This is a genomic window from Microbacterium sp. (genome assembly GCF_029263575.1).
Classification (GTDB): domain Bacteria; phylum Actinomycetota; class Actinomycetes; order Actinomycetales; family Microbacteriaceae; genus Microbacterium.
This window is the reverse complement of record NZ_JAJUFV010000092.1, coordinates 1-11930: the sequence shown is the minus strand read 5'-3', so window position 1 is coordinate 11930 and position 11930 is coordinate 1. Positions and strand designations below refer to the sequence as shown.

The 11930-nt window shown below is 66.4% G+C and carries 9 protein-coding genes; 2 read left to right on the top strand and 7 right to left on the bottom strand.

Features of this window, described 5'->3' with window-relative positions; translation table 11 throughout:
- Window positions 1-1545, bottom strand: a 1545-nt coding sequence (locus tag Q1J95_RS10270) for an NADP-dependent isocitrate dehydrogenase (protein WP_300267420.1), incomplete at its 3' end; no start/stop codon positions are given.
- Between the two features lie 119 nt (window positions 1546-1664).
- Between Q1J95_RS10270 and Q1J95_RS10265 the strand changes: the two genes are divergently transcribed.
- Both Q1J95_RS10265 and Q1J95_RS10260 read left to right on the top strand, forming a co-directional pair.
- Window positions 1665-2123 (top strand): GNAT family N-acetyltransferase, encoded by a 459-nt coding sequence (locus Q1J95_RS10265; protein ID WP_300267419.1) that lies wholly within the window; start codon window positions 1665-1667, stop codon window positions 2121-2123.
- A 168-nt stretch (window positions 2124-2291) separates the two neighbouring features.
- Complete coding sequence (locus Q1J95_RS10260; RefSeq protein ID WP_300267418.1) at window positions 2292-3725, top strand: GH1 family beta-glucosidase; 1434 nt, start codon at window positions 2292-2294, stop codon at window positions 3723-3725.
- Between the two features lie 24 nt (window positions 3726-3749).
- Here the strand turns inward: Q1J95_RS10260 and Q1J95_RS10255 are convergent, their stop codons facing one another.
- The 6 genes from Q1J95_RS10255 to purH all read right to left on the bottom strand — a co-directional run.
- Window positions 3750-4622, bottom strand: a complete 873-nt coding sequence (locus tag Q1J95_RS10255; protein WP_300267417.1) for a hypothetical protein — start codon at window positions 4620-4622, stop codon at window positions 3750-3752.
- Between the two features lie 23 nt (window positions 4623-4645).
- On the bottom strand, window positions 4646-6460 hold the full coding sequence (locus tag Q1J95_RS10250) for an ABC transporter ATP-binding protein (RefSeq protein ID WP_300267416.1): 1815 nt from the start codon (window positions 6458-6460) through the stop codon (window positions 4646-4648).
- Complete coding sequence (locus Q1J95_RS10245; protein ID WP_300267415.1) at window positions 6457-8382, bottom strand: ABC transporter ATP-binding protein; 1926 nt, start codon at window positions 8380-8382, stop codon at window positions 6457-6459. The genes Q1J95_RS10250 and Q1J95_RS10245 overlap by 4 nt, the downstream gene beginning before the upstream one ends.
- Before the next feature lie 275 nt (window positions 8383-8657).
- Entirely contained in the window at window positions 8658-9152 is a 495-nt protein-coding gene (locus Q1J95_RS10240) for a methylated-DNA--[protein]-cysteine S-methyltransferase (RefSeq protein WP_300267414.1), read from the bottom strand.
- Window positions 9149-10627 carry an AlkA N-terminal domain-containing protein gene (locus Q1J95_RS10235; protein WP_300267413.1) on the bottom strand — a complete coding sequence of 493 codons (1479 nt, stop codon included), beginning with the start codon at window positions 10625-10627 and terminating at the stop codon, window positions 9149-9151. The genes Q1J95_RS10240 and Q1J95_RS10235 overlap by 4 nt, the downstream gene beginning before the upstream one ends.
- Window positions 10628-10708: 81 nt before the next feature.
- Window positions 10709-11930: bifunctional phosphoribosylaminoimidazolecarboxamide formyltransferase/IMP cyclohydrolase (gene purH, locus Q1J95_RS10230; protein ID WP_300267412.1), on the bottom strand; the 1222-nt coding region annotated here is incomplete at its 5' end.

Below are 11930 nucleotides of genomic sequence, written 5' to 3'. Positions count from 1 at the left end.
CGAGATCTGTGCGCCGCCGGTGTCAAGAGTGGCGAGGGCCTGGTGCACCTTCGCGATCAGCTGCGCGTCGTGTGCACGGTTGAGGTCGAGCCAGAACACCGCCGGATCTCCTGTGGCCTGTGCACGAGAGACAGCCAGGCGCACCCAGTCCATGACGGGGATGTGCTTGGTCTGAGTCGCACGCCAGATGTCGCCAGCGCCGACGGTGTGCTCGATGACGACGGTGCCGTCACCGTCGACGACCTCGACGCGACCGGCCGCGGCGATCTCGAAGGTCTTGTCGTGGCTGCCGTACTCTTCAGCAGCCTGTGCCATGAGTCCGACGTTGGGCACCGTGCCGATTGTGGCGGGGTTGAGCGGTCCGTTCGCGATCACGTCGTCGATCACGGCCTGGTAGACGCCAGCGTATGACGAGTCGGGAATGACGGCGAGCGTGTCTGCCTCGCCGCCGTCGACGCCCCACATCTTTCCGCCGCCCCGCACGAGCGCCGGCATCGAGGCATCCACGATGACGTCGGAGGGAACGTGCAGGTTGGTGATGCCCTTGTCGGAGTTGACGTACGACAGTCGCGGGCCGTTCTCGATGGTCTTCGCGAACTCCGCGGCGATCTCCGACCCGCCGTCGATGTCAGCGAGACCGGTGAGAATCGAGCCGAGCCCGTCGTTCGCGCTGAGGCCGGCTGCGGCGAGCTGGTCACCGAAGCGCGAGAAGACCTCGGCGAAGAACGCCTTGACGACGTGACCGAAGATGATCGGGTCACTGACCTTCATCATGGTCGCCTTCAGGTGCACCGAGTACAGCAGGTCGTCGGCCTTCGCCGATTCGAGCGTCTCGGCGAGGAAGGAGTCGAGAGCGGATGCCGACAGGAATGTCGCGTCGATGATCTCGCGCGGCAGCACCTTGAGGTTCTCTTTGAGAATCGTCACGGTGCCGTCTTCGGCTGTGTGTCGGATCGTCAGCGCGTCGTCGTGCGCGGCGATCCAGCTCTTCTCGTTGTGCTTGAAGTCGTTGTCGCTCATGGTGGCGACCCGTGTCTTAGATCCCTCGGCGAACGGCTTGTTGGTGTGCGGATGCTTCTTGGCGTAGTTCTTGACAGCCAGCGGCGCGCGGCGGTCACTGTTGCCCTCGCGCAACACGGGGTTCACGGCAGACCCCTTGATGCGGTCGTAGCGTGCGCGAATGTCTTTTTCTTCCAGGGAGCTGGGCTCATCGGGGAAGTTCGGGATGTCGTATCCCTGCCCCTGCAGCTCGGCGATGGCGGCCTTCAGCTGCGGGATCGATGCCGAGATGTTCGGCAGCTTGATGATGTTCGCCTCGGGAAGTGTGGCCAGTCCACCGAGTTCGGCGAGAGCATCGGAGACTTCCTGCTCGGGGTTCAGGCGCTGAGGGAACGCGGCCAGAATGCGCCCGGCCAGCGAGATGTCACGGGTTTCGAGCTCGATCCCAGCCTTTCCTGCGAAGGCCTGCACGATCGGGAGGAGCGAGGCGGTGGCGAGAGCCGGTGCCTCGTCCGTGTAGGTGTAGATGATGGCGTCGTCGGTCACCGGGGGATTCTCCGTTCACGAGTCAAAATTGTCTCGATACCAAGATACCTGAGCGGTCTCTGTTACGTTCCCTCCACAACTTTGGTCCAGATCGGCGCTCAAACAGTTACCCTGGGCTTATGTCGGAACTGCGTATGGTCGAACTCTCTGCCGCGACGATCGTCGCCGTCAACAACCTGTCCCTCAAGCCGGGCCAGGAGCAGTACCTCGCGCCCGTCTCGTACGGCATCGCAGCAACCGTCATCAACCCGCAGACGTCGTGGCAGCGCGTCGTGCTGGATGGTGATGAGGTTGTCGGCTTCGTGAGTGCGAGTTTCGACCCCGAAGCGCCGGAAGAGCACTTCCGCTCGGTACTGTGGCGTATCAACGTCGACGCCGATGACCAGCGACGCGGCGTCGGCCGCTTCGCTGTTGAGCATCTTCTGAACGAGGCGCGCAATCGCGGCATGGATCGTGTCGACGTCATCTACGAGGCTGGCGAAGGCGGCCCCGAGGCGTTCTTCCACCGCGTCGGCTTCACACCGGTCGGTGAGACCGAATACGCCGAGGTGATCGCGACCATCGCGATCACCTCCTGAGACCGGCGGCGGGGCCTCGGAACCCTCCCCCACCGAGACCCCGTCGCCTTCTTCATCCCCACGTCACCGCCTCTGCACGTGCACCCCGGTACAGTGTGCCGTGGGGTGCGCGCGACGACCGCCCTGATGACGCCAGCCGCATGTCCACCCTCTTGGAGAGACCACAGAATGACCACTACCGGCTCACCTGACTACCGTGACTCAGGTCTGGTATTCCCGCCATCCTTCACGTTCGGCTCCGCTACGGCGTCGTACCAGATCGAGGGCGCCGCCGATGAAGGCGGTCGCACGCCGTCGATCTGGGACACGTTCAGCAAGACCCCCGGCAAGGTCTGGAACGGTGACACCGGCGACGTCGCCTGCGATCACTACCACCGTGTCGATGACGATCTCGACCTCATGGCGTCCCTCGGTCTTCAGGCATACCGTTTCTCGATCGCGTGGCCGCGCATCCAGCCGACCGCATCGGGCGAGGTGAACCAGGCAGGCATCGACTTCTACTCACGTCTGGTCGACGGGTTGCTTGAACGCGGCATCCGACCCGTGGCGACGCTGTACCACTGGGACCTGCCGCAGTACCTCGAAGACAGCGGCGGCTGGGCTGCTCGATCGACCACCGATGCATTCGAACGCTACGCCGAAATCATGGGGGCGGCCCTCGGCGACCGGGTGCACACCTGGACGACGCTGAATGAGCCGTGGTGCTCGGCGTACCTCGGCTACGGTCAGGGCGGGCACGCACCCGGGCGGACCGAGCCCGCGTCTGCACTGGCGGCAGTGCATCATCTCAACCTCGCCCACGGGCGTGCCGTCACGGCTCTTCGCGCCACCTCCACCGGCGACCCCGACTACTCCGTCACGCTGAACTTCCACGTCCTCCGCGGCGACGGCGACGGCGCACCCGAGGCGATGCGGCGCATCGATGCGCTCGCGAACCGTGCATTCACGCATCCGATGCTGCGCGGTGAATACCCGGCCGACCTGCTCGCAGACACCTCCGAGGTCACCGACTGGTCGTTCGTGCACGACGGCGACCTGTCGACGATCAACCAGCCGATCGACGTTCTCGGGGTCAACTACTACTCCACCGCGACCGTACGACTGTGGGACGGCGTCTCGGAGAAACAGCAGAACGATGGGCACAAGGGGACGTCAGCGGGAACAGCCTGGCCCGGCAGCGACCAGGCCGTCGAGTTCATCGCACAGCCCGGTCCCTACACGGCGATGGGCTGGAACATCGCTCCCGACGGACTGGAGGAGCTGCTCGTCTCACTATCAGAGCAGTTCCCCGAACAGCCGCTGATGGTGACCGAGAACGGCGCCGCATTCGAAGACGAGGTCGCCGAAGACGGCTCGGTGCCCGACCCGGAGCGCACCGACTACCTGCGCCGCCATTTCACCGCCGCACACCGAGCGATGGCACACGGGGTCGACCTGCGCGGCTACTTCGTGTGGTCACTGCTCGACAACTTCGAGTGGGGTTACGGCTACGCGAAGCGGTTCGGCATCGTACGCGTCGACTTCGACACGCTTGAGCGCACCGTCAAAGACTCCGCGCTCTGGTACCAGGAGCTGGTGCGCACACGGACTCTGCCTGCCTAGCGACGGCGTCAGCGCGAGGCATCCTCAGCGCGGAGCGTCGTCGCCGAGTGTCGCGTCACCGCGGGCGTCGTCGGGAACCGCCGGGTCATCCGATCCGCCCTGGCGCCGAGCGTTCCATGAGGCGAAGGCGGCCGCCGCGGCACCCGCTGCTTTGTCGATGGCATCCGCCGAACGGGTGATCACCTGCTGCGCGGTGTCCTGCCAGGCCGGCGATGCATTCGGGTCTCGTCCCGCCGCGCGCGCCTTCGCCGAGTGCTCGGCCACCTCGAACGCTCGCTCGAGGTGTGCCACCGCGTCTCGATAGGCGGCGAATTCCGCCGTCGTGACGCGCGCCCCATCTGTCGGCCTGGTGTCTTGCGCCACACGCGACGCGGCGAAGAAGGCCGCCGTGGCCGGGTCCTTGCCATCGCTCATGGCCGGGTAAGCGATGAGCTTCGCAGGGTCGGTCTCGTACTCCATCCAGCGCGCGGTGACCGCATCGTGGGCACGATTCAGCCTCGCCACCGGAAAATGCTCACGCTTCGACGCCGTGGGGATCTCCGCCCGCGCGACCTTCAGCCGCACGCGACGCGAGCGCACGTCAGCATCCGCGGCCTTGACCTCCCGCTCTGCTTGCTGAAGCACGCGCCGGGCGCTAGCGACCTCGGCAGACGTCGCCCGTGCCGCTGAGCGCTCCGCGACCATCCGCGCGTGCTCGGCGCGCGCGAGCTTGACCGCCCGGCGGCGCTCGCCTGCCCGCTGCTGTGCCTCGGCGAGTTCGTCCCGCGCAGCTTCGTACGCCAGTCTTCGTCCGGTCGTACCGCTGCGCTGACGCATACCAATCACTGTAATCGTCCCGGCCGCGACCGCGGTGGGCGCGATCCACCACCATTCGGCCAACAGCGCGAGCGGATCCACCCCTTTATGGTAACCACTGGCCGTCAGACCAGTGTCGCCTGCCAGGCTGCGTGCAGCTGCGCGAACTTACCTGTTCCGCTGATCAGCGCTTGCGGGGAGTCATCTTCAATGATCCGGCCGTGCTCCATCACGAGCACGCGGTCGGCGATCGCGACGGTCGACAATCGATGGGCGATGATGATCGCCGTGCGGTCGGCGAGCAGCGTCTGCAGCGCATCCTGGATGAGCCGCTCCGACGGAATGTCGAGCGACGCCGTGGCCTCATCGAGGATGAGCACGGCCGGGTCAGCGAGGAAGGCCCGCGCGAACGAGATCAGCTGCCGCTGCCCCGCCGACACGCGCCCGCCCCGCTTGTTCACGTCGGAGTTGTAGCCGTCAGGCAGCGCCGAGATGAACTCATCGGCGCCCACCGCACGCGCAGCAGCTTGGATCTCGTCCAGCGTGGCATCCGGCTTGCCGAGGGCGATGTTGTCGGCGACGGTTCCGCTGAACAGGTAGGCCTCCTGCGTGACCATGACGATCGCACGGCGCAGATCTTTCGGATGCAGCGACCGCAGATCCACCCCATCGAGTGTCACGCTCCCGAGCGAGGGGTCGTAGAAGCGCGAGATGAGCTTCGCCAGCGTCGATTTTCCGGCACCGGTGGTGCCGACCAGCGCGATGGTCTGCCCCGCGGGGATGTCGAGCGAGAAGTTCGGCAGGATCGTCTTCTCTCCCGAGTACCCGAAGGTGACCTCGTCGAAGTTCACGTGTCCGCGTGACTCCCAGAGATCGACGGGCTTCACGGGATCCGGGACGGTCGGCACCTCGTCGAGCACACCTGAAACCTTCTCGAGCGCGGCTGTCGCCGACTGGTAGGAGTTGAGGAACATCGCGATCTCCTGCATCGGCGCGAAGAAGTTTCGCACGTACAGCACGGCCGACAGCAACACACCGACGGTGAGCGCGCCATCGGCGACACGGATACCACCCCACAGCACCACAAGGCCCAGAGTCAGCGCGGCCACGGCCATCAGGCCGGGCTCGAAGGTTCCGAACAGCAGCATCGAGCGGCGGTTCACATCACGGTAGTCACCGGCGACCTTCTGGAACGCGACGTCGTTGCGTGGCTCCTTGCGAAACGCCTTGACGGCACGGATGCCGGTCATCGTCTCGACGAACTGCACGATGACGCGGGCGCTGATGACGCGCGATTCGCGGAAGATGAGCTGCGACCGGGTGTAGAACCAGCGCATCAGCAGGTACAGCGGGATGCCGGCGAGCAGCAGGATCACGCCCGATTGCCAGTCCCAGACGATCAGCGCGATGAAGGTGAACGCGCCGAACAGGACACCTGAGACGAGGTTGTTGAGTCCGCCGTCGAGCAATTCACGGATCGAGTCAAGGTCGCTCGTCTGACGCGAGATGATGCGTCCCGACGTGTAGGTCTCGTGAAGCTCCAGGCTCAGCCGCTGTGTGTGCAGGAAGATACGTTTGCGCAGATCGATCAGGATCGCCTGCGTGATACGTGCCGCGATCACGACATACCACCCGATCAGGGCCGCCGCGGCGGCTCCGGCGACCAGGTACACGACGCCGATGAAGAGTGTGGGCATCCAGTCGGCGCCTCGCAGCACCTGCGGCAGCGCCCAGTCCAAGCCGATGCTGATCAGGATGGGGCCCGCGACCTGCAGCGCCGTCGACAGCACGAGCACGATGGCCGCGAGCACGATGCGTGCCCGCAGCGGTTCGACGAGCGAGCCAAGCAGGCGCAGCGAACGTCTGCGGATCGCCCGGCTCTCTTCGCGCGTGTACTGGGAACGGTCTTCGTCCTGCGTTCCGATGAGTGCCCCGCTCATGCCTGCACCTCCTTCGTGGTGTCTCCTTGGTGGGCAGTGTCGTCGTTGTCGCGAGCGGCCTTCTCAGCCGCTTCGAGGTCGTCATCCGTGATGATCTCGATCGCTCCCGTCCTCGCAGCCTCATCGGCCTCGAGACTCGAGATCACGTGCCGGTAGTGCCGGCTTGTCTTCAGCAGCTCCGAGTGCGTGCCCACGGCCGTGATGCGGCCGCTCTCCAGCAGCGCGACGCGGTCTGCGAGGGCCACCGTCGACGGACGGTGTGCCACGATCAGCGCCGTGGTGTCGACGAGCACGTGACGCAGCGCCTCTTCCACGAGGGCTTCGGTGTCGACGTCCAGGGCCGAGAGCGGGTCATCCAGCACCAGCACCCTGGGGTTCGCCGCCACCGCGCGCGCGAGCGCCAGCCGCTGGCGCTGACCGCCGGAGAGGCTGAGACCCTCCTCGCCGATCACCGTCTCGACGCCCTCGGGCAGGGCATCGACGAATCCGGCCTGGGCGACATCGAGCGCTTCGCGCATCGTGCGCTCGCCCTCGTCGCTGTGCACGTCGAGCTCCGGCCGCCCCAGCAGCACGTTCTCTCGGACGGATGCCGAGAACAGCGTGGCGTCTTCGAACGCCATCGCGATGTGCGTGCGCAATTCGGTCAGCGAGAGATCACGCACGTCAACGCCGTCAAGCGTCACACGGCCGCCGGTGACGTCGTACAGACGCGTGGGCAGGGTCGTGAGCGTCGTCTTGCCGCTGCCCGTCAGCCCGACCAGCGCCATCGTCTCCCCGGGACGCAGCGTCAGGTCGATGCCGTCGAGCAGATCGCGCTCGGCGGATCCAGCATCCTGATACCGGAATCGCGCACCTTCGAAGACGAGCTCGCCGCGCGGCACGTCAATGTGGGAAGGCTCGGCCGGATCGGTGATGCTGTTCTTCTCGGAGAAGATGTCGAAGACACGGTCGGTCGCGGTACGTGCATCCAGCATGAACGAGAACAGGAATCCGATCGACTCGATCGGCCAGCGCAGCACCGTCGCCATCGCGAAGAACGCGAACAGCTCGGGCAACTCGATGAGGTTCTGTGAGATCAGCCAGATGCCCGACATCAGGCTGAGACCGAACGCGATCTGCGGCATGAGGTCGAGAAAGAACCACAGCGAACCGACGGAGCGGGCCTTGCTCATCTCGGTCTCGCGCAGTGTCTCGGCCTGCCCCGTGAACCTGTTGAGGGCGTGCTTTCCGCGGCCGAATGCCTTCAGCACACGGATGCCGTGCACACTCTCTTCGACGCTCGTGGCGAGGTCACCGGCTTGGTCCTGGCTGCGCCGGGTGAGCACGCCATAGCGCTTTTCGAACAGGTAGCCGCGGATCCACATCGGGATGCCGGTCACCAGGAAGATCACACCGAGCAACCAGTGCCAGCGAAAGAGCAGCACTGAGCCGATGATGATCGTCAGCACGTTCACGACGAGCAGGATGAGGCCGAACGAGAGCCACCGGCGAATCAGGCCGATGTCCTGCATCATGCGGCTGAGCAGCTGCCCGGACTGCCATCGGTCGTGGAAGGCGACCGGCAGCGTCTGCAGGCGCGCATACAGTTCGGTGCGCATGCGGTACTCGACCTCGGTGGCCGGCTTGAGAATGAACCAGCGCCGAAGCCACACCATCACGGCCTCGCCCATGCCCAGTGCGAACACGGCGACGGCACCGAGCGCGATGAGGCTGAGCTCACCCGTCTGGATCGGACCGCGCACGATCTCTTCGAGCACGATCGGGATCATCAACGCGATCACGGCAGCGGCGAGCGCGCTGGCGGCACCGCCGACGAAGCGCCAGACGACAGGTTTGACGAAAGGAGCCAGGCGCCAGAGGGCGGCGGGCGTGGACAACGACGCAGAAGCGCCCGAGGGTGAAGAAGACGACGAGGAAGACATGACTCTCAGGTGAGTTGTGGAACGGAAGCGAGGAGAGAAGCGGCGCGCCATGGCGCCGGAGAAGCAGCTGCGACCTGGTCAGCGCACGAGATCTACCGGGTTCGAGCCAAGAACGGTGATCTGCGCGACGGCGATCGAAATCATGGTGTCCTCCTCAGGCTCGGCTTCGTCGCCCGGTCGGCGCGACAGCCTTTTAGCTTATGGTGGGCAACCTCATGTTCGCAAGAGAAATTCCCCGCGACTCTCTCGCGCCGAGCCCCCGTCTTGGCGCCAGGTCAGGAAGCGCGCTCGCGGGCGAGAAGAGACGCCTTGACGTCGAGTCCCCACGCGAATCCGCCGAGAGATCCGTCGGAGCGCAGAACCCGATGACAGGGAACGAACAGCGCCGGGGCGTTGCGCGCGCAGATGGATGCCGCCGCCCGAACGGCCCGAGGATTGCCGAGCGTTGCCGCGAACGACGTGTAGGTCAACGGCTCCCCTGGCGTGATCCGGCGCAGCGCGTCCCAGCCGGTGCGCTGCAGGTCGGTACCGAACTGGTGGACCGGAACGTTCTCGATCGCCGCGAGATCGCCGTCGTAGTACGCGCGGACAGCGGTGGCGGCATCCGTTTCGCCTTCTCGGATGGCTGTGGGCCGATGCGTCGCGGCGAGCCGGCCGATGATCTCGTCGCTGTCGGCTGTCCAGCCGGATGCGAGCACACGGCCCTCGTCGTCGATGAGTATCGTGAACGCGCCGTCTGCCGTGTCGATGGTCTGGATGAGAGCGGTCATGATGACTCCTTGATCGGGGTTCTGGATCGCGGGACACGCACGGGAGCGGCGCGCCAGAGGTGTGCAGTGAGATAGCTGCGCCAGGGCGCGGTGCGATCGGCCCAGGCGCTGAGCGGCTTCGGCTCGGCCGGAAGTCCGGCAGATCGTGCGCCGGCGCGCACCGCGACATCGCCGGGGAGGAAGACATCGGGGTCGCCGATGACACGCATCCGGACATAATCTGCGGTCCACGGACCGATGCCGCCCCTGGCGAGGAGCGCCGCGCGCTGTTCGCCGCGGTCGTCGCCGACGGTCAGCGTCAAAGACCCGTCGACGAGCGCTGCGGCTGCGTCCGTGATGGCGCGGATGCGCGCGGCGGGCCCCCGGAGCACCTCGGCGCCGTGCTCCGCGATCGCCGACATGGTGGGAAAGAGGTGTCCGTCTTCGACCGGCTCCCCCAGAGCCTCCGCGAGCGCTGTGAGCGCGGTGCGGGCGGCGACCACCGTGATCTGCTGTCCGACCATTGCGCGGATGAGCATCTCATGCGGATCCGCCGCCCCGGGCACTCGAATACCGGGAGTCCATGCCACGAGCGGGGCGAGCTCAGGATGCGATGACAGGGCGGTGTCGATCGCGATGGGATCGGCATCCAAGTCGAAGATGCGGCGGGCCGTGGCGACCAGCGGCGCAAGGTCGCTGAGATGCGTGACACGGGCACGCAGACGCAGCTTTCTCTCGCTGTCCTGACGCACCTCGAACCACGCGGGCCCGCCAGGCATCCGCAGATGACGGGCGAACGACGCCTCGGTGACGCTCTCGACCCCGGGGAGAGCACGGGCGGCCATCCACGAGAAGATGCCTGCCGCGTCCATCGGCTCGCGATGCGGCAGGAGCAGATCGATCTCACCGACCGCTGCGGCACCGCCGCGCCGACGCGCCCGCAGCTCGCTCGGGGTGAGCCCGAACACCTCGCGGATCGTCTCGCCTGCTTGGCGGATGCTGGCGAACCCGGCCGAGAACGCGATGTCGGAGATCGGCAGATCGGTGCCGACGAGCAGCATCCGCGCGTTGTGTGCACGGTGCGCGCGAGCCAGCGCGAGCGGACCGGCACCGAGCTCGCTCGCCAGCAGTCGCGTGAGATGGCGGCTGGAGTAACCCAGTCGCGCAGCGAGTCCGGGTACGCCCTCGCGCTCTACGACGCCGTCGGCGATGAGACGCATCGCCCGCGCCGCCGTGTCTCCGCGCGTGTCCCACGCAGGTGAGCCCGGCGCCGCCTCGGGCAGACAGCGTTTACACGCTCGAAACCCGGCCTCATGCGCGGCCGCGCTGGTCGGAAAGAAACTGACGTTGTGCGGTTTGGGCGTGCGCGCGGGGCACGAAGGACGGCAATAGATCCCGCTGGAATGCACCGCGGTGACGAACTGGCCGTCGAAGCGCGTGTCGCGCGCGTCGATCGCACGGTACCGCTCGTCGAAGCTCATCCCCGGGAAGGTCATGCCTCCACTCTGACACGTCCGATAGCCGCAGACACGCGGAAATCGGACATCGCAGTGGGTCGCGCGTCCGGGGCGTGGAGATCAGTGGAAGAAGTGGCGTTCTCCGGTGAAGAACATCGTCACCCCGGCGGCCTTTGCCGCAGCGATGACCTCGTCATCGCGCACGGACCCGCCGGGCTGGATGATGGTCGAGATGCCGGCATCCAGAAGAACCTGGGGACCGTCGGCGAACGGGAAGAACGCGTCGGATGCCGCAATCGAGCCCGCTGCGCGCTCCCCTGCGCGCTCCACCGCGAGGCGGCAGGAGTCGACGCGGTTGACCTGTCCCATACCGATGCCGACCGTCGCCTTGCCCTTGGCCAGGACGATCGCGTTGGATTTCACCGCACGGCATGCCTTCCACGCGAAGATGAGGTCGGACATGTCTGCGTCATCCGGGCGCTCACCGGTGACGAGCTCCCAGTCGTTCGCGACCGAATCGATGTCATCGGGGAAACGATCGGCATCTTGCAGCAGCAGCCCGCCCGAGACGAGGCGCACGTCCATCTCTTCCTGACGCCAGTCATCGGGAAGCTGCAGCAGCCGCAGATTCTTCTTCGCCTTGAACACTTCGAGCGCCTCCGGCTCGAACGACGGCGCGACGATGACCTCGGTGAAGATGTCTTTCAGGTTCTCTGCCATCTTCAACGTGACGGTGCCGTTCGTGGCGATCACGCCGCCGTATGCCGAGACCGGGTCGCACTCGTGCGCGCGCAGGTGGGCGCTGGCGATCGGGTCGAGCGCGTTCGGTGCGGTCGTCGCGATGCCGCAGGGGTTCGCGTGCTTGACGATGGCGACCGCCGGCAGCACCATGTCGAATGCGGCACGCAGCGCGGCGTCGGCATCAACATAGTTGTTGTACGACATCTCTTTGCCCTGCAGCTGAACCGCCTGAGCGATGCCGTGCCCACCGACGCGCGTGTAGATCGCACCACGCTGATGCGAGTTCTCGCCATAGCGAAGCGTCGACAGGCGCTCGGCCTTGATGGTGAGGTGCTCTGGCAGCTCGCCGCCATCGTTGAGCGTCCCCTCGGCGAACCAGGCCGCCACGGCCGTGTCGTATGCCGATGTGTGCGCAAACGCGCGCGCGGCGAGTTCGCGCCGCTGCACGAGGGTCGTTCCGCCGGCGGTGAGCGACTCGATGATCGCCGGGTACGACTCGGGGGAGACGACGATGGCGACGTTGGCGTGGTTCTTCGCCGCGGCACGCACCATGGCGGGGCCTCCGATGTCGATCTGCTCGACGACATCGTCACCGCTCGCT

Bases quoted from the DNA above. Each gene is read 5' to 3' on its own strand.
- Q1J95_RS10240 (WP_300267414.1), bottom strand. From the start codon at position 9,152: ATGACCGCTCTCATCCAGACCATCGACACGGCAGACGGCGCGTTCACG.
- Q1J95_RS10260 (WP_300267418.1), top strand. From the start codon at position 2,292: ATGACCACTACCGGCTCACCTGACTACCGTGACTCAGGTCTGGTATTC.
- Q1J95_RS10245 (WP_300267415.1), bottom strand. From the start codon at position 8,382: ATGTCTTCCTCGTCGTCTTCTTCACCCTCGGGCGCTTCTGCGTCGTTG.
- Q1J95_RS10265 (WP_300267419.1), top strand. From the start codon at position 1,665: ATGTCGGAACTGCGTATGGTCGAACTCTCTGCCGCGACGATCGTCGCC.
- Q1J95_RS10235 (WP_300267413.1), bottom strand. From the start codon at position 10,627: ATGACCTTCCCGGGGATGAGCTTCGACGAGCGGTACCGTGCGATCGAC.
- Q1J95_RS10250 (WP_300267416.1), bottom strand. From the start codon at position 6,460: ATGAGCGGGGCACTCATCGGAACGCAGGACGAAGACCGTTCCCAGTAC.